We start from the raw sequence: 17,509 nt of genomic DNA on the forward strand, positions 1-17,509 counted from the left end.
GTCACTTCTTCGCGTACTTGATCGACGACGGGACCAGCTCGGTCTTGTGGCCGCTCGCGGCCAGCTCAGCAGCCCGCCGGTGGCCGAGCGGCTCGTCCATGATCTTTGCGTGGATCTTGAGGATCGCGTCCATCAGCATCTCCGGCCGCGGCGGGCAGCCCGGCAGGTACATGTCGACGGGCACGACGTGGTCGACGCCCTGCACGACCGCGTAGTTGTTGAACATCCCGCCGGACGACGCGCAGACGCCCATCGCGAGCACCCAGCGGGGCTCGGGCATCTGGTCGTAGATCTGGCGCAGGACCGGCGCCATCTTGTTGCTCACCCGGCCCGCGACGATCATCAGGTCGGCCTGGCGCGGCGAGGCGCGGAAGACCTCCATCCCGAAGCGGGCGAGGTCGTAGCGGGGCGCGCCGGTGGTCATCATCTCGATGGCGCAGCAGGCGAGCCCGAACGTGGCGGGCCACAGCGACGACTTGCGCGTCCAGTTGACCAGCTTCTCGACGCTGGTCAGCAGCACGCCGCTGGGCAGGTGCTCTTCGAGACCCATCTCAGTTCCAATCCAGCCCGCCACGCCGCCACACGTAGACGTAGGCGAAGCCGACCGTGACGATGAACAACACGATCTCCACCAGCCCGAACAGGCCGAGCGCGTCGGCGCTCACCGCGAACGGGTAGAGGAAGACCATCTCGATGTCGAACAGGATGAACAGCATCGCCGTGATGTAGTAGGCGACCGGCATCCGGCCCCCACCCACCACGGGCTGTGGCGACGGCTCGATGCCGCACTCGTAGGCGTCGAGCTTGGCGCGGTTGTAGCGGCGGGGGCCGACGTAGGGGGCCGCCGTCACCGAGAACAGGGCGAACGCACCTGCCAGGGCGAACAGCAGCACCAGCGGGAGGTAGGGATCGAGCATCCGTTCACCCTCGTCGTTGTCGTCTCGTTGTTGTCGAATCGCTCTATTGATTCCGCCGGGGACCCTAGGTCGGGCGTTGCGCCGATCCGGACCCAGGCGAGCCTTACTTCAAGCTCGGTGTGAGCCTGGTCATCGCCGTGATCACGCGGTCGCCGACCGCGCCGTCACTCGGGTCGTACAGGTTGGCGAGCAGCTTCAGGATGAACCGCATGAGCGTGACTCGCGGAAGGCCGTACTTCGTGGCCATTCCCATGATCGTCGGGTTGCCGATGAGCTTCGAGAACAGGTTGCCGATCCGGTAGTAGCTGCCCAGCGCCTGGCTCATCGCCACCGGGTAGCCGGCGAGCGCCGCCTCCGCGGACGCGCCGGAGCGCGCGTGGGCCTGCACCGCGCAGCGGGCCGCGATGGCCGCCGACTCCATCGCGTAGGCGATGCCCTCCCCGTTGAACGGGTTGACCGTGCCGCCCGCGTCGCCGACCAGCAGCAGGCCGGGCCGGTAGTGCGGGGTGCGGTTGAAGCCCATGGGCAGCGCGGCGCCGCCGACGGTGCCGACCGCGTTCTCGTCGCGGTAGCCCCACTCCGCAGGCGTGCCGTCCAGCCACGACTTGAGCAGCGCGCGGTAGTCGGTGTTGCCGTACGCCTTCGAGGTGGACAGGATCCCGAGCCCCACGTTCGACGTGCCGTCGCCCATCCCGAAGATCCAGCCGTAGCCGGGCAGCAGCTTCGGGTTCGCCGGGTCGGAACGGTCCCACAGCTCGAGGTGGCTCTCGAGGTGGTCGTCGTGGGTGCGCGGCGAGTTGTAGTAGCGCCGCACGGCCACGCCCATCGGGCGGTCCTCGCGCTTGGCCATACCCAGTGAGAGGGCGAGCCGGGCGCTCACACCGTCGCAGGCGAGCGTGAGCGGTGCGCGGAAGGAGACCGGCCGCTTGCCCTTGCCCTTCCCGACGGTGCCGGTGACGCCGACGATCCGCCCGGTGCGCTGGTCGGTGACCGCCTCGGTGACCGTGGTGTCCTCGTGCAGCCGGGCGCCGAGCTTCTCCGCGTGGCGCACGAGCAGCTCGTCGAAGTCCTGGCGGGGCCGCACGGCGCCGAAGTCGGGGAAGTTCGCGAGCGTGGGCCAGGCCAGCTCCAGCGTGGTGCCGCCGCCCACCACGCGCAGGCCCTTGTTGTGCAGCCAGCCGTTCGCCTCGGAGCAGTCGATCCCGAGGTCGATGATCTGCTTCATGCCGCGCGGGGTGAAGCCGTCGCCGCACACCTTCGGCCGGGGGAACGTCGACTTCTCCAGCAGCAGGACGTCCAAACCGGCCCTGGCGAGGTACGCGGCGGCGGTGGATCCGGCGGGACCCGCGCCGACGACGATGACGTCGGCGTCCGATGTGGTGGGTTCGGGGACGGCCATTCGGCTCCTTGTGAACGGATTCACGAAGTCGTAGCCGAGTCTAAGCACCCTGGTCCGGGGACGCGCCCCCAGGTCGGTCCGGAATGCCGGATGTCACGGCCGAGTGGCGCGGTGGAGGGCCACGGCGCCCAGCGCGAGGTCCCTCCAGGCGACGCCGGTCCAGCCCGCCCTCGCGATGCGGCGGGCCAGCTCGGGCTGGGCCGACCAGTCCCGGATCGACTCGCCCAGGTACGCGTACGCCTCCGGGTTGCTGGACACCCGCCGGGCGATCGCGGGCAGCACGTGCGCGAGGCCCACGTGGTAGGCCACCCGGAACGGCGCGACGGTCGGCCGCCCGAACTCGCACACCACCAGGCGCCCGCCGGGACGCGTGACGCGCGCGAGCTCGGCGAGGGCGGCGTCGGGTCCGGCGACGTTGCGCAGCCCGAAGGAGATCGTGACGGCGTCGAAGGCGCCGTCGCGGAACGGCAGGTGCAGCGCGTCGGCCGCGACCTTGGGCACCGGCCGGTGGGCGCCCGCCCGCAGCATCCCGAGCGAGAAGTCGGCCGCCACGCACCACGCGCCTGAGCGCCGCAGCTCCACGGTCGAGACGGCGGTCCCGGCGGCGAGGTCGAGCACCCGCTCCCCCGGGCGCAGGGCGAGCGCCTCCCGCGTGATGCGCCGCCACCGCCGGTCCTGACCCGCCGTGAGCACGGTGTTGGTCAGGTCGTAGCGGCGCGCGACGCCGTCGAACATCGTGGCGACGTCGCGCGGGTCCTTGTCGAGGTCGGCCCTGCTCACGCCGGGAACGCTACGCGGGGCGCGGGAGGTCCCCGAGCCCGATGCGCCGGTAGAACTCCGCGCGGATGCGGTCGCCGCTGGACGCCCCGGTGACGACGATGTTCTTCGACATGATCGATCTCCTGTTCAGATGATTCCGCCGTTGGCGTAGAGGACCTGTCCGTTGACCCAGCGGGCCGGGCCGGCGAGGAACGCCGCGGCCTCGGCGATGTCGGCGGGGACGCCGAGCCGCTCCAACGGGGCCATCGACGCCATGTGGTCGACCACCGACTGCTCCTTGCCGTCCAGGAACAGCGGGGTGGCGGTCGGGCCGGGCGCGACGGCGTTGACGGTGATGTCGCGGCCGCGCAGCTCCCTCGCGAGGATCAGGGTCATCGCGTCGACGGCGCCCTTGCTGGCGGCGTAGGCGGTGTACGAAGGCAGCGCGATCTTCGTCACGGACGTGGAGAAGTTGATGATCGCTCCACCGCGGCGCACCCGGCGGGCGGCCTGCTGGTCCACCACGAAGGTCCCGCGGATGTTGGTCCGGTGCATCCGGTCGAGGTCGTCGAGGTCGAGCTCGGTGAGCGGGGAGAGCAGCATGATCCCGGCCGTGTGCACGACCACGTCGACGCCCCCGTAGCGCCGTTCCGCCTCGTCGAAGAGGGCCGCCACCTCGGCCTCGTCCGCGACGTCGGCCCGGGCCGCGCTCGCGGTGCCCCCGGCGGCGACGATCGCGTCCACCGTCTCCTCGGCCCGTCCCGGGTTGCCCGCGTAGTGCACCAGCGCGCTCATCCCGTCCGCGGCGAGGCGCTCGGCGACCGCTCGCCCGATGCCGCCGGAACCGCCGGTCACGATCGCGACGCGCGGAGTGCTGTCCGTCATGGTCCCGCTCCTTCGTAGCAGTGTTCCGTTCGAACGAGATCGACGCTAACACCACCGTCGTATCCGCGCTACGCTTTCGGAGGACTGCCGCTATGACGCGCGTAACACTCATACGGATCCGCTGTTAGTAACGCTACGATCAAGCCGTGGACATGCGCGCACGGATGCTCGAGGCGGCCGAGGAACTGCTGAACGCCTCACCGGACCGCGACATCGCCACGCGGGCGGTGTGCGAGGCGGTGGGCGTCGGCGCACCCGTCCTCTACCGGCTCTTCGGGGACAAGAACGGGCTGCTCAGCGCCCTGGTGGACCACGGGTTCGACCGCTACCTGGCCACGAAGCGGGCCGCCGAGCCGTCCGCGGACCCGGTCGAGGACCTGCGCAACGGGTGGGACACCCACGTCGAGTTCGCGAGGTCGCACCCGGCCGTCTACCGGCTGATGTTCTCGCCCGGCTTCGCCACGGTGCCCACCGCCGCCCAGGAGGCGATGCGCCTGCTGCGCGAGGTCCTCGACCGGTGCGCCGCAGCGGGCAGGCTGCACGTCGAGCCCGGGACGGCCGCCCAGATGATCATGTCCGCGAACATCGGGGTGGCGCTCAACCTGGTGACGCAGCCCGAGAACTACCCCGACCCGGACCTGTCCCGGCGGGTGCGCGACGCCGTCCACGCCGCGGTGCTCGTGCCGGACCACCCGGACCCCGGAGACGGCCCCGACGCGCTCGTGGTCGCCGCCCTGCAGCTGGCCGCCGTCCTGCGCAACCGCCCGACCGAGCTGGGTGAGCCCGAGACCGCGCTCCTGCTGCACTGGCTCGACACCCTGGCCGGCGCGACGGCATGAGGGCGCGGACGTCAGGACGCCGCGAGCATCCCCAGCATCCCGGCCACCGACGCCGGCCAGCCGAACTGCTCCGCGCGCGCCCGCGCCGCCGCACGCCGGGCGGCCTCGTCGGCGGCGAGCAGGGTCGTGACGCCCGCGGCGAACGCGTCCGGCCGGTCCAGCGCCGCAGCACCCGACGGGCCGACGATCTCCGGCAAGGCGGACGACGCCGACACCACCACGGGCGTGCCGCTCGCGAGGGCCTCCAGCGCGGACAGCCCGAACGTCTCGTGCGGGCCGGGGGCGAGCGAGACGTCCGCCGACGCCAGCAGCCGGGCGAGCCGGGTGCGGTCGCGGACGAAGCCGACGAACGTCACCGGCAGCCTGGCGGCCCGCCGCTCCAGGGCGGGGCGGCGGGGCCCGTCACCCGCGACGACCAGCCGCACCCGGTGCCCCGCGGCGCGGAGGGCGGCCACCGTGTCGATGCTGCGCTCGGGGTGCTTCTCCGGCGAGAGCCGCCCGCAGTGCACGAGGAGGGTGTCGGCGCCGTCGGCGAGACCGGAGCGCAGGCCCGGGTCGTGGTGCCGGGGCGAGAACGCCGTGAGGTCGACGCCGAGCGGGACCTGGGCGACGTTGCACGCGCCGATGCGGTCGAACTCCGCCCGGGCGAACGACGTCGTGCAGACGACGGTGTCGTAGGCGGCGGCCATCCGGGCGTTCGCCACATCGGCGACGTGCCGGGCCGCGGCCCCGGGTAACAGGAACTGCGCGAGCAGCCGGTCGAGGCGCTCGTGGGAGATCACCACGCTCGGCACGCCGTGGCGCGCCGCCCACGCCCCCAGGCCGCGCAGCGTCAGCCGGTCGGACACCTCGATCGCGCCGGGGCGCAGCCGCTCGAGCAGCCGCTGCACCCGCCACGGGTCGACCGCCCGGTAGCCGCCGGTGCCGGGCAGCCCGGGCGCGGCGATCGTGATCCGCCGGATCCCGCTGGGCAGGAGCTCGTCCGCGGACCGCCGGCCCGGCACCACGAGCACGACCTCGTGCCCCTGCGCGCCGTAGCCCGCGCCGAGGTGGTGCAGCGCGGTGCGCAGGCCACCGGAGCGCGGGCCGTAGAAGTTCGCGAGCTGGACTATTCGCAACTCAGGCCGCCGCGGCGGTGCGCCCGCCGACGACCTCGGCGTAGTGGGCCACCAGCTCGTCGCACACCGCCGACCAGGTGCGCCGCAGCACCGACGGCCGGGCGGCGGCGCCGAACCGGCGGCGCAGCTGCGGGTCGGCGAGGGCCTCGACGGCCGCGCGCAGCTCGGCGTCCGCGGCCCGTGACACCCCGTCGTCCGGGCCGGCCCCCTCGGGGTGCGGTGGGACGAGGAAGCCGGTGCGGCCGGGCAGCACGAGGTCCCGCGGGCCGCCGGCGTCCGGGGCCACCACGGGCAGCCCGGACGCGAGCGCCTCCTGCACCGCCTGGCAGAACGTCTCGGACGGGCCGGTGTGCACGAACACGTCGAGCGAGGCGTAGATGCGGGCGAGCTCGTCGCCCTCCCGGAAGCCGAGGAACGCCGCGGCCGGGAGGGCCGCCCGCAACCGCTCCTCGCTGGGCCCGCCGCCCACGACGACGAGCCGGGCGCCGGGCAGCCCGTGCAGCGCCGCGAGCCGCTCCACCTGCTTCTCCGGCGCCAGCCGCCCCACGTAACCGACCAGCAGCTCACCCGCGGGAGCCAGCTCGGCGCGCAACCCGTCGTCGCGCTTGGACGGGGTGAACCGCCGGGTGTCGACGCCGCGCGCCCACTGGTGCACCCGCGGCACCCCGCGCGCCCGCAGCGCGGCGGTGGCCCAGCTCGACGGCGCCAAGGTGCGGTCGGCCTGCCCGTGCAGCCGGCACGTCCAGAGCCACGCCGCACGGGCGGTGAGACCGAGGCCGTAGGAGGAGGCGAAGCCGGCCACGTCGGTCTGGTAGACCGCGACCGTCGGGATGCCCAGCCGGCGCGCCGCCGCGAGCCCCCGGTACCCGACGACGAACGGCGCCGCGAGGTGCACGACGTCCGGCCCGAACTCGCGCAGGGCGGTCAGCACCCGCCTGCTCGGCACGCCGACCGGCATCGACGACACCACCGGCAGGTTCAGCTCCCTGATCCGCACGACCGGGGCGCCCGCGTACTCGGTGGGCCCGTCCATGCCCGGCGCCACGACGAGGACCTCGTGCCCGGCTGCGGTGAGGTGCTCGACCACCCGGAGCACGGAGTTGGTGACGCCGTTGACCACTGGGAGGAAGCATTCTGAGACGATCGCGACGCGCACGGTGGCACCGTCTCCCGGTCGGGGATCGCGCCGGTGGCGAGCCACCGAACTGCGCAGGAACAGCCCGTGTCCGTCGCACAGTTGGCCGTGTGATCGTCGGCACGTCACCTGCGGGACGCACCCGGGACACCGGAGCCGGTGACGCTCGGGCCACATGACCGTCCAGCAGGATCCGAGCGCACCCCCGGCCCCGCTCCCGGTCGAGGCAGGACTGATGTCCTGCGCCCTCGAGGTGGCCGGGCGGCTCGCCAACGACGCGGCCGAGGTGATCACGGCCACCGCAGGCCGCGAGCAGCACAGCGGCGCCGCGCACAAGGCCAACCCGTTCGACTGGGTGACCGACACCGACCGGACCCTCGAGCGCCACACCCGCCGGGTGCTCGCCGCCGAGTTCCCCGGCGTGCCCGTGGTCGGGGAGGAGTATGGCGCCGACCCGGACGCGCACCGCGCGCCGTACCGGTGGGTCGTGGACCCCGTGGACGGCACCGCGAACTACGTCGCGGGATTCCCGTGGTGCGCATACAGTCTCGCGCTGGTGGACGCCTCCGGTCCGGTCGTGGGGGTGATCGCCGACCCGAGCCGGGCTCAGATCTACGCCGCCGCCCGCGGACGAGGGGTGCGGGCGAACGGCGTCCCGGTCCGGGTCGTTCCCCGGGCACCGGCGGGCGGGCTGATCTGCGTCGAGCTCGGACCCGACCGCACAGCCGGCTTCACCCGGCGAGCCGCCGCGGGCCACGCCGCGATCCGTTCCCTCGGCTCCTCGGCGCTCGCCATCACGCAGGTGGCGCTCGGCCACGCCGTCGCCGCCGTGCTCGAGGGCCACCGCGAGTGGGACGTCGCGGGCGCCGCCTGCCTCGCCACCGAGGCCGGCGCCACGATCGTCGACGGGAGCGGGCGCCCCGACCCGCTGCCCGGCGAGGCGATGATCGTCGCCGTGCCGGGCGCGCTCGACGCCGTGCTCGGCTGGTGGCGGGCTTCCAGGGGATGACGCCGCGCGCCGAATACGGCTGAGCAGGGCCGGAACGCCGGTTAGGGTCGGGCATCAGCACCACCGGATCCCGCACCGCCCTCGCCGTGCGCGCCACGCCGTTCGCGTTCGTCGTCATCTGGGCGTCCGGTTTCGTCGTGGCGAAGTACGCCGCCCCGTATGCGGAGCCGCTGAGCTTCCTGGTGCTGCGCTACGCGGGCGTGATCGTGCTGATGCTCGCCCTCGCCCTGGCGGGACACTCGGCATGGCCACGCGGGCGGCAGGCGGTGCACATCGCGGTGGCGGGCGTCGGCATCCAGGCGGGCTACCTCGGCGGGGTGTGGGCCGCCGTCGCCGCCGGGATGCCGGCCGGCGTCGCGGCGCTCGTCGTGAACCTGCAGCCGGTGCTCACCGCGGCGTTCGCCGGGCTGCTCGGCGAGCGACCGGGCAGGCGACAGGTGGTCGGGCTGCTCCTCGGGTTCGCCGGCGTGGCGCTCGTGGTGTCCAACCGGTTGACCGGTGCGGGGCTCTCACCGCTGACGCTCGGGCTCACGGTCATGGCCCTGCTCGCGATCACGGCCGGCACGCTGTACCAGAAGCGGTTCTGCCCGGTGTTCGACCTGCGCACCGGCCAGGTCGTGCAGTTCGCCGCGGCCCTCGCCGTGACGTCGCCGTTCGCGCTCGCGCTCGAGTCGTTCCGGTTCGACTGGACGCCGCAGCTGGTCGGCGCACTGGTCTGGTCGGTGCTGGTGCTGACCGGCGGTGGCATCTCGCTGCTGTTCCTGATGCTCCGCCGCGGCGCGGCCGCCCAGGTCACGAGCTACTTCTACCTCGTCCCCGGGATCACGGCGCTGATGGCGTTCGCGATGTTCGGCGAGACGCTCGGTGTGGTGGCGATCGGCGGGATGGTGGTCACCGTGCTCGGGGTGGCGCTGGCCACGCGGCCCGCGCGGTAGCGTCCCCGGGATGGTGAGCCTCGACGACGTGGCGCGCATGGCCATCGAGCTGCCCGAGATCGTCGAGATCGACCGGCACGGCAACCGGGCCTGGGCGCTGCCGGGTACCACGAAGCGGAGCGGGCCCAAGGTCTTCGCCTGGGAGCGGCCGTTCAGCAAGGCCGACATCCGGCGCTACGGCGCCGAGACGCCTCCGGAAGGCCCGATACTCGCGATCCGCGTCGCCGACCTCCACGAGAAGGAGGCCGTGCTCGCCGCCGGCCCGGGCGCTTTCTTCACGATCCCGCACTTCGACGGGTACGCGGCGGTGCTCGTCCAGCTGGACGAGGCCACCGAGGCGGCGGTGCGGGAGGCCCTCCTCGACGGCTGGCTGGCCTGCGCCCCGCCGGCGCTCGCCGAGAAGTACCACTCCTGACGACAGCGGTGCTCAGCCCCGCCGGCGGCGCAGCCACAGCGCCAGCGGGCCCAGCACCGCCCACACCGCGGCGAGGGCGAGCGAGAGCGGGCCCGCCTCGCCGAACGCGCTGCTCCCGGCCACCCGGACCAGCTCGGGGTTGCCGAGGTCGTACTCGACGGCCACCGACTGGCCCACCTGGAGCCCGGACGGGTTGAAGACCCCGTACTCCGGCACCACGGTCTCCCCGCTGGCCACCGTGAAGCGGACGACCGTGCGTGCGAACGTCGACCCGTCGAGGACCTCGGCCTCCGCGTAGCCGGGGTTGGCCGAGATGGCGCGGTCGTCGACGACGGCGCCGGCCAGCGCGAGCAGGCCGAGCACCGTGGCGAGCACGGCGATGCCGACCACGATCTCGGCGGACCGGGTGACCGCGAAGTGCCGGATCGGGCGCATCAGCGATGCCAGCTCGTCGATCGCGCGGGTGCGCCCGGTGCCTGTCGTCTGGGTGCCACTCGTCACGTCCCCCATCGTAAGAGGCCTGGTGGATGGGCCGGTGTGGCCGGTGCCTCCCGGGTCGAGCGGACACGAACGCGGAGCGCCTCTTACTCTCGGAAACGTGACGATCGCCCCGCTACCGACCGGGTTGGGCGTGCGAACCAGGCGCGTCGACCCGGGTGGCTTGCTCGAGCTCCTCCCGGACGACCGCAACCCGCTGGCGTGGGTCCGCGGATCCGACGGGCTCGTCGGCTGGGGCGAGGTCGCCCGCCTCCCGGTGTCGGGCGAGAACCGGTTCGCCGAGGCCGACGCGTGGTGGCGCACCTTCCGGGCGGGGCTGCGGGTCAGCGACGAGGTCGACCTGCCCGGCACCGGCCCGGTGGCGTTCGTCAGCTTCACGTTCAGCGACACCTCGCAGGGCTCGGTGCTGGTGGTCCCGAGGGTGCTCGTCGGGCGCCGCGACGGGGTCGCGTGGATCACCGAGTTCGCGCACGGCGCCGGCCCGCCGGCGGTGCGCGCCGTCACCCCGGTCCGGCCGAGCGGCGCGCTGCGGTTCGCCGACGGCCTGCTGCCCGTGTCGGGCTACCGGCGGGCGGTGGCGGAGGCCGTGCGCCGGATGCGCGCGGGCGAGCTGGAGAAGGCCGCGCTCGCCCACGACCTGCTCGCGGTCGGCGACATCCCGCTCGACCCGCGGTTCCTGCTCGCCGGCCTGGCGAAGCGCTACCCCACCTGCTGGTCCTACTCCGTCGACGGTCTCGTCGGCGCCACGCCCGAACTGCTGGTGCGCCGCTCCGAGGGCACCGTCTCGTCCCGGGTGCTCGCCGGCACGATCTGGCCCGGCGAGTGCGACGACCTGCCCGGCCAGCTCCTGGGCTCGGCGAAGGACCGCCACGAGCACGCCCTCGCCGTCGACTCGCTCGCCGACGCCCTGCGTCCGATGTGCACCACCCTCGACGTGCCGGACACGCCGTCGGTGATCGCCCTGCGCAACGTCTCCCACCTGTCCAGCGACGTGCACGGGAAGCTCGACCCGCAGTCGCCCGCCTCGCTGTTGCGGCTCGCCGCCGCCGTGCACCCGACGGCCGCCGTCGGCGGTACTCCGCGCGATGCCGCGCTCACCCTCATCGCCGAGCTGGAGGGCATGGACCGCGGCCGCTACGCGGGCCCCGTCGGCTGGATGGACGGCAACGGCGACGGCGAGCTCGGGATCGCCCTGCGGTGCGCTCAGCTGGACGGGCCGGTCGCGCGCCTGTTCGCGGGCTGCGGGATCGTCGCCGACTCCGATCCGGACACCGAGGTGCGGGAGGCCGCGGCGAAGATGCTCGCCGTCCGGGACGCGCTCGAGGACGCCGGGCTGGGCTGAGCAGCTCGACAAACCTCCACGCCATGGCGTACATGTATGTACATGACTGGACAGGTAGGGTTCAGCAAACGGTCCAGGCTGGTCGAGGACCTGGCCGAGCGGATCCGGTCGGGCCGGCTGGCGCGGGGCGAGCGGCTGCCCGGTGAGAACCAGCTCGCGGCGACCTACCAGGTGAGCCGCGGCACCGTGCGCAGCGCGCTCTCCGAGCTGCAGCGCCGCAACCTGATCGCCACCGAGACCGGCGTCGGGTCGTTCGTCACCTTCGACGGGGTGGCGCTCGACCAGAGCGTCGGCTGGGCCCGGGCGCTCGCCGACGCCGGGTCGGACGTCGCCGTCGATCTGCTCGGCATCGAGCACGGCGGACCCGCGGACCTGGAGGAGCGGCACGGTCCGCTCGTCACCGTCCGCCGGCTGCGCCGCACGGCCGCCGGCCCGGTCTCCCTGGAGACGTCCACCCTCCCCACCACCGGCGCCCTCGCCGACCTCCCCGAACGCGGCCTCGTCGACGGCTCGATCACCGCGACGCTGCGCGCGGCCGGGCTCGCCGGCACCGGAGGCGAGCAGTGGATCGCCGCCGTCCCGCTCGACGACGCCGCGGCCGCGTTGCTGGAGCGCTCGCCCGGGGAGCTATTCCTGCAGTCCACCCGCACCACGCTGACCGCGGGCGGCGCGCTCGTCGAGCACGTCGTGAGCCTGCTGGACCCGGCCCGGTTCCGGTTCCACCTCACGTTCGGCGACCGATGACGACCGAGCGGGACCGGGCCATCGGGGCGCTGGCCGGGCTCGCCCTCGGCGACGCGCTCGGCATGCCGACGCAGTCGATGTCGCGAGAGTGGATCGCCGCCCGCTACGGGCGCGTCACCACGTTGCTCGACGCCGCGCCCGACCAGCCGATCGCGCCGGGGATGCGAGCCGGGTCGATCACCGACGACACGGAGCAGGCGCTGCTGCTCGCCCGCCTGCTCATCGACGGGGCCGGCCACGTCGAGGCCACCGCGTTCGCCGAAGCGCTGGAGCGGTGGGAGGCGGACATGGTCCGCCGGGGCTCCGCCGACCTGCTCGGCCCGTCCACGAAGCGCGCCATCCAGCGGCTGCGAGCGGGCGAGCCGCCGGACGAGACCGGCCGGGACGGCACCACCAACGGCGCCGCGATGCGGGTGGCGCCCGTGGGCATCGCCGTTCCCGACGACGACCCGAACGCGCTGCTCGACGCGGTCGTGCGGGCCGGCCGGGTCACCCACAACTCCTCCATCGGGATCGCCGCGGCGGCCGCCGTGGCCGCGGCCGTCTCGGCGGGGGTCGCGGGCGCCGACCTCGGCACCGCGCTCGACTCGGCCGAGCGGGCGGCCGCCGCGGGGGCGCGGCGAGGGCACTGGGCCGCCGGTGGCGACATCGCGGCGCGGATCCGCTGGGCCCGCGGCTTCGTGCGCGGGCGAGCGCGCGCCGACCTCGCCGACGCCGTCGCCGACGTGATCGGCACCTCGGTGGCGGCACAGGAGTCGGTGGTGGCCGCGCTGGCGCTCGCCGAGGCCCGCGGCGACGAGCCCGTGGAAGCCCTCACCCTCGCGGCGGAGATCGGCGGCGACACCGACACCGTCGCCGCGATCTGCGGGGCCGTGCTCGGCGCGCGGCACGGCGTGGGCGGACTGCCCGCCGACCTGCTCGAGACGGTGCTGCGCGTCAACCACCTCGATCCGGCGCCCGTCGCCGACGGGCTGCTCGAACTCCGGCACAGGAGCCAACCATGACCACCACCGGCGAAGGGCTCACCACCGGCACGCTCGAGACGCGCGGCATCGAGCCGGTGCCCGTCGACGAGCGCCACGGCCGTCCCGCCCAGCTGTTCTGGGTGTGGTTCGCCGCCAACATCTCGATCCTCGGCCTGCCGCTCGGCGCCACCCTCGTGGCCCAGGGGCTCACGGTGTGGCAGGCCGTCATCGTCGCCGCGGTCGGCTCCGTGGGGTCGTTCGCGATCGTCGGGGCGGTGTCGATCGCGGGGCGGCGCGGTGGCGCGCCCGGCCTCACGCTGTCCCGCGCCGTCTTCGGGGTGCGCGGCAACATCGGCCCCACGGCCGTCTCGCTCGTCTCGCGGCTGGGCTGGGAGACCGTCAACACGACGACGGCGGCGTTCGCGCTGCTCTCGCTGTGCACGATCCTGTCCGGTGCCGGCGCGGCAGCCACCGACCACCCGCTGCTGACGCTGGCCTGCATCGCGGTGTTCGTGCTGCTCACGGTGGTCGTGTCCGGGCTGGGCCATGCCGTGCTGGTGTCCGTGCAGCGCTGGGCGACGTGGGTCTTCGGTGCGCTCAACGTCGTGGTCGGCGCGTTCCTCATCGCGACCATCGACTGGGCCGCGGTCGGCGCCGCCACCCCGGCACCCGTCGGCGCGATGATCGCGGGCGTCGGCATCATCGCGGCCGGCACCGGCATCGGGTGGGCCAACGCGTCGGCCGACATCTCGCGCTACCAGGCGCCCGGCGTCCGGGCGGGTTCGCTCGTGCTGTCGGCCGCGGCGGGCGCGGGCATCCCGCTCGTGCTCCTGATCTCGCTGGGCAGCATGCTCGCCGCGGGCGACCCGGCATTGGCGGACGCCGGCGACCCGGTGGCCGCCGTCCGCGCGCTGCTGCCCACCTGGATGGCCGTCCCCTACCTGGTCGCGGCGTTCGGCGGGCTCCTGCTGTCCAACCACCTGTCCGTCTACTCCGCAGGCCTCACCACACTGACGCTGGGCCTGCGGATACCGCGGGTGTACGCCGTCGTCGTCGACGTGGTCGTGACGTTCGCGGGCGCGATCTACTTCATCCTCGTCGCCGACGACTTCTACGGCCCGTTCATCGCGTTCATCAGCCTCCTGGCCGTACCGATCACGGCGTGGGTCGGCGTCTTCGCCACCGACATGCTCCGGCGGCAGCACTACGACCCGGTCGCCCTGATGGACGTGCGCCGGACCAGCGCCTACTGGTACCGCGGCGGTGTCGAGTGGCGGGCCGTCACGGCCTGGGGTGCCGCGATCGTCGCGGGCTACCTGTTCGTCACCGCGGGCCCCTCGGACGCGCCGTGGTTCAGCGGGCCGCTGGCCGGCACCTGGTTCGGGGAGAACGGCCTGGGCTGGGTGGTGACGTTCGTCGTGGCCGCCGGGATCTACGGCGCGCTCGGCGGGGCTCCCACGTCGGAAGGGGCGGCGCGATGACCGGGCGGCTCGTGCACACCGGGCAGGTCATCCTCGACCTGGTGATGCGGGTGCCCGGGCTGCCGCCGGTCGGCGGGGACGTGTTCGCCTCGCACACCGACATGCTCCCCGGGGGCGGGTTCAACGTCATGGCCGCGGCCGCGCGGGCCGGGGCCGGCGTCGTCTACGCGGGCGGCCACGGCGGCGGGCGGTTCGGCGACCTCGTGCGCACCGCGCTGGCCGCCGAGGGGATCACCGCGGCGCTCCCGCCCACCGCCGACACGGACACCGGGATCTGCGTCGTGCTCGTCGACGGCACCGGCGAACGCACGTTCGTCACGGGGTCCGGCGCGGAGTCGGGCGTCGACGCCGCCATGCTCGCCGCCGTTCCGGCCGGGGCCGCCGACGTGGTGTACGTGAGCGGCTACAGCCTGCTCGTGCCGGACAAGGCCGGGGTGCTGCTCGACCGGCTCGACGCGCTCGACGGACCGACGGTGCTCGTCGACCCGGGCCCGCTCGTCGGCGAGATCGACCCCTCCACCTGGGCCCGCCTGCTCGCCCGCACCTCGATCCTCTCCACCAACGCCCGGGAGGCGCGCATCCTCACCGGCTCGACCGATCTGCGGGAGGCGTCGGCCGCGATCGCGGGCCGGCTGCGCGGCTCGGCCGCCGTCGTCGTGCGGGACGGCGCCGCCGGGTGCCTGCTGACCCGCGACGGCGAGACGCGGCACGTGCCCGGCTTCCCGGTCGAGGCCGTCGACACGACCGGGGCGGGCGACGCGCACTGCGGCGTGCTCGCCGCCGAACTGCTCCGCGGGGCGGATCTCCCCGCCGCGGCGGCACGGGCGAACGCCGCGGCCGCCATCACCGTGACCCGCTGGGGCCCGGCGACCGCGCCGACCCGGTCCGAGGTGGATGCCCTCTTCAGCGGGTGACCGGATGTTGCAGCAAAGCCGCCTTCATGCAACCACGTGGCATGAAAGTGGCTTTGCTGCAATCGGCGACGCGGGCCCGTCACCCCTCGCGGCGGGCCCGCGCGACGTACCAGACGTTCCAGCCGATCAGGGCGGCGAACGTCGCGATGGTGAGGACGGTGCCCAGGCCGACCATCACCGAGACCGGCAGCAGGTAGATCAGGGGCACGCGCAGCACCGCCAGCGCGAGCAGCCCCGCACCCCACACCGCCGAGCTGAGCCGGACCCCGTGGCGTACGTCGGGGTCCGTGCGGAACGCCTCGGTGAGCGCCTCCGCCTTGCGCGGGCTGAAGCTCTGCATCGCCGCGAGCGTCAGCGGCGTGCCCCACCTGCTGGTGGAAAGGAACACGAGCGCCACGCCGCCGAGGGTGATCGAGTCCTGGGCCAGCAGGAACCGCTCGTCCCCGCTCACGAACGTGAGCACCAGCCCGACACCGAACACCACGAGCATGAGGGTGGCGAACAGGTTGAGCCGGCGGCGGCGCGCGACGTCCCAGCCGATCCGCAGCGCGGCGACGCCCGTGGCGGCCAGCAGCGCGGGCCAGTCCGCCACCCCGGCGAGGTGCAGCACGTAGTACGTGACCAGCGGCAGCCCGACGTCCAACGCGAGTCCGCGGATCATCGCCGCCGGCCGGAACTCGACGTCGGGCGCGACGGCCGGGATCCGCTCGGTGGGCGCGTCCCCGATGGGCGTGTTCATCGCGGCTCGAGGTCGGCGTCGTCGATCCAGGACCCGTGGAAGCCGGCCGGGACACCGCGCGGCAACTGCACGGCGGCCACCGGCGGGCCGGCCACGTCGGTGGCGTCGAGGACGAGCAGCCGCGATGCGCTGCCGTCGCGGCGGGTGGTGATGGACAGCAGCCAGCCGTCGTCCTCGGCGCGCCCCGGCGCTCCGGACGGGACGAACACCGCCTCGCCCGCGACCGCGCCGGCCCCCAGGTCGTGCTCCGCCCGCGTGCCGTGGGCGGCGTCGAACTTGACGATCCCGGCGCGGCCCCGGGCGTCGGCCACCGCGTAGCGGTAGCGGGCGTCCCGGCCGACGCGCTCGTCGTCGACGGTGGGGAACTCGACCGCCCGGTCGTCGAGCGGCGTCTCGGTGACGGCACCCGTGGAGGGGTCCAGCACCCACCGGTGCAGCCGGGCGGACCCGGTGGCCGCCGCGTCGGCGGCGAGCCCGGCCGGGTCGCTGCCCAGGCCGTCCCACATGGCCACGGCGTCGGCCGCGCCGTACCGGGCGGCGTCGAGGACGACCCGGCCGGCGGCGTCGGTGTGGGCGTTGCCGACGTGGAAGACGTAGCCCGGCGCCACGTCGAACCAGCGGACCGTGCCGGGCCGGTCCAGCGGCATGACGCCGATCCGCGCGCCGTAGCCCTCGTCCCACCCGAACGGCATGCCCTTGGCGAGCCGCTCGAGCTGGAACGTCATCGGCAGGTCGAGGAACAGCGCGTGCCGGTCGGTGATGGCGAAGTCGTGCATCATCGTGGCGCCCGGCACCTCGATCTCGGCGCTCGTCACGAGCTCGCCCGCCGCCGAGAGCCGGTGGTAGGTGAGATACGGCGGCCGGATCCCGTAGCCGAAGAAGTGCAGCTCCCCCGTCACGGGGTCGGTCTTCGGGTGGGCCGTCATGGCCGTGGTGAGCCGGCCGTCGAAGTCGTAGGGGCCGACGGTGTCCAGCTCGGGCGTGAGCACGTGCGGGAAGCTGCTCTCGACCAGCGCCATGATCCGGCCCGCGTGCTCGATCACGTGGGTGTTCGCGTGGCCGACGCCGCGGTCGATCGTCCCGTCGGATCCGACCATGGACTCGCCGGCCAGTGCGCGGGTGCGCACCCAGCGGTTGCGGTACCACTCCGCGCGCCCCGCCCGCAGCCGGACGCCGTGCACCATGCCGTGCCCGGTGAACCAGTGCGCCGACGGCTCGCCGGGCAGCGGGTTCGGGCCGTTGCGCAGGTAGCGCCCGACGAGCTCGGGCGGGAGCGCGCCCTCGACCGGGAGGTCGACCGCGTCGATCTCGTCGGCGACGGGCGCGAGATGACCTGCGACGTGCAGGGGCGGGGTGCTGGCCATGGCGAGGAGGATGCACCTGCCGAACACGACATGTCAACACTGGCATGCCAT

Annotated in this window: 19 protein-coding genes; 9 read left to right on the top strand and 10 right to left on the bottom strand. The window is 74.2% G+C overall.

Annotated features, from left to right (window positions below; all coding sequences use genetic code 11):
* Position 1 precedes the first annotated feature (1 nt).
* From ACU436_RS39720 to ACU436_RS39740, 5 genes are all read right to left on the bottom strand, one after another.
* Positions 2-550: a NuoB/complex I 20 kDa subunit family protein gene (locus ACU436_RS39720; protein WP_459032305.1), complete on the bottom strand. Its 549-nt coding sequence runs from the start codon at positions 548-550 to the stop codon at positions 2-4.
* Between the two features lies 1 nt (position 551).
* Complete coding sequence (locus ACU436_RS39725; RefSeq protein ID WP_345605953.1) at positions 552-917, bottom strand: NADH-quinone oxidoreductase subunit A; 366 nt, start codon at positions 915-917, stop codon at positions 552-554.
* 103 nt (positions 918-1,020) lie between these two features.
* Positions 1,021-2,316, bottom strand: coding sequence for a geranylgeranyl reductase family protein (locus ACU436_RS39730; protein ID WP_459032307.1), 1,296 nt, complete (start codon positions 2,314-2,316; stop codon positions 1,021-1,023).
* 93 nt (positions 2,317-2,409) lie between these two features.
* Positions 2,410-3,096 carry a demethylmenaquinone methyltransferase gene (locus tag ACU436_RS39735; RefSeq protein ID WP_459032308.1) on the bottom strand — a complete coding sequence of 229 codons (687 nt, stop codon included), beginning with the start codon at positions 3,094-3,096 and terminating at the stop codon, positions 2,410-2,412.
* 126 nt (positions 3,097-3,222) lie between these two features.
* Positions 3,223-3,960, bottom strand: a complete 738-nt coding sequence (locus tag ACU436_RS39740; protein WP_459032309.1) for an SDR family oxidoreductase — start codon at positions 3,958-3,960, stop codon at positions 3,223-3,225.
* A gap of 152 nt (positions 3,961-4,112) precedes the next feature.
* Here ACU436_RS39740 and ACU436_RS39745 point away from each other — a divergent pair, with 152 nt between their 5' ends.
* Complete coding sequence (locus ACU436_RS39745) at positions 4,113-4,799, top strand: TetR/AcrR family transcriptional regulator (RefSeq protein ID WP_459032373.1); 687 nt, start codon at positions 4,113-4,115, stop codon at positions 4,797-4,799.
* A gap of 11 nt (positions 4,800-4,810) precedes the next feature.
* On the opposite strand, the gene ACU436_RS39750 is transcribed toward ACU436_RS39745, so the two are convergent.
* Complete coding sequence (locus ACU436_RS39750; RefSeq protein WP_459032310.1) at positions 4,811-5,917, bottom strand: glycosyltransferase; 1,107 nt, start codon at positions 5,915-5,917, stop codon at positions 4,811-4,813.
* Between the two features lies 1 nt (position 5,918).
* Complete coding sequence (locus ACU436_RS39755; protein WP_459032311.1) at positions 5,919-7,073, bottom strand: glycosyltransferase family 4 protein; 1,155 nt, start codon at positions 7,071-7,073, stop codon at positions 5,919-5,921.
* A gap of 154 nt (positions 7,074-7,227) precedes the next feature.
* Between ACU436_RS39755 and ACU436_RS39760 the strand changes: the two genes are divergently transcribed.
* The 3 genes from ACU436_RS39760 (at position 7,228) to ACU436_RS39770 (ending at position 9,411) form a co-directional block, all read left to right on the top strand.
* Entirely contained in the window at positions 7,228-8,061 is an 834-nt protein-coding gene (locus tag ACU436_RS39760; protein WP_459032312.1) for an inositol monophosphatase family protein, read from the top strand.
* A gap of 86 nt (positions 8,062-8,147) precedes the next feature.
* Positions 8,148-8,996: a DMT family transporter gene (locus tag ACU436_RS39765; protein ID WP_459032313.1), complete on the top strand. Its 849-nt coding sequence runs from the start codon at positions 8,148-8,150 to the stop codon at positions 8,994-8,996.
* 10 nt (positions 8,997-9,006) lie between these two features.
* Complete coding sequence (locus ACU436_RS39770; protein ID WP_459032314.1) at positions 9,007-9,411, top strand: MmcQ/YjbR family DNA-binding protein; 405 nt, start codon at positions 9,007-9,009, stop codon at positions 9,409-9,411.
* 12 nt (positions 9,412-9,423) lie between these two features.
* Here the strand turns inward: ACU436_RS39770 and ACU436_RS39775 are convergent, their stop codons facing one another.
* Positions 9,424-9,912 (bottom strand): DUF3592 domain-containing protein, encoded by a 489-nt coding sequence (locus ACU436_RS39775; protein ID WP_459032315.1) that lies wholly within the window; start codon positions 9,910-9,912, stop codon positions 9,424-9,426.
* Between the two features lie 97 nt (positions 9,913-10,009).
* Between ACU436_RS39775 and ACU436_RS39780 the strand changes: the two genes are divergently transcribed.
* Genes ACU436_RS39780 through ACU436_RS39800 form a run of 5 tightly spaced genes read left to right on the top strand, consistent with a single transcriptional unit; the run spans position 10,010 to position 15,355 of the window.
* Entirely contained in the window at positions 10,010-11,251 is a 1,242-nt protein-coding gene (locus tag ACU436_RS39780; RefSeq protein ID WP_459032316.1) for an isochorismate synthase, read from the top strand.
* A 36-nt stretch (positions 11,252-11,287) separates the two neighbouring features.
* Complete coding sequence (locus ACU436_RS39785; protein WP_459032317.1) at positions 11,288-11,995, top strand: GntR family transcriptional regulator; 708 nt, start codon at positions 11,288-11,290, stop codon at positions 11,993-11,995.
* On the top strand, positions 11,992-12,999 hold the full coding sequence (locus ACU436_RS39790; RefSeq protein ID WP_459032318.1) for an ADP-ribosylglycohydrolase family protein: 1,008 nt from the start codon (positions 11,992-11,994) through the stop codon (positions 12,997-12,999). Before ACU436_RS39785 ends, ACU436_RS39790 begins: the two co-directional genes overlap by 4 nt.
* Entirely contained in the window at positions 12,996-14,441 is a 1,446-nt protein-coding gene (locus tag ACU436_RS39795; RefSeq protein WP_459032319.1) for a purine-cytosine permease family protein, read from the top strand. The genes ACU436_RS39790 and ACU436_RS39795 overlap by 4 nt, the downstream gene beginning before the upstream one ends.
* A complete protein-coding gene (locus tag ACU436_RS39800) occupies positions 14,438-15,355 on the top strand; it encodes a PfkB family carbohydrate kinase (protein WP_459032320.1) in 918 nt (305 codons plus the stop codon). The genes ACU436_RS39795 and ACU436_RS39800 overlap by 4 nt, the downstream gene beginning before the upstream one ends.
* A 79-nt stretch (positions 15,356-15,434) precedes the next feature.
* Here ACU436_RS39800 and ACU436_RS39805 read toward each other — a convergent pair whose 3' ends face one another.
* Together ACU436_RS39805 and ACU436_RS39810 are read right to left on the bottom strand one after the other, a co-directional pair.
* A complete protein-coding gene (locus ACU436_RS39805) occupies positions 15,435-16,094 on the bottom strand; it encodes a VC0807 family protein (RefSeq protein ID WP_459032321.1) in 660 nt (219 codons plus the stop codon).
* Complete coding sequence (locus tag ACU436_RS39810) at positions 16,091-17,458, bottom strand: carotenoid oxygenase family protein (RefSeq protein WP_459032322.1); 1,368 nt, start codon at positions 17,456-17,458, stop codon at positions 16,091-16,093. The genes ACU436_RS39805 and ACU436_RS39810 overlap by 4 nt, the downstream gene beginning before the upstream one ends.
* Between the last annotated feature and the right edge of the window lie 51 nt (positions 17,459-17,509).

The sequence above is a fragment of the Pseudonocardia wallangbongensis genome (assembly GCF_054486945.1).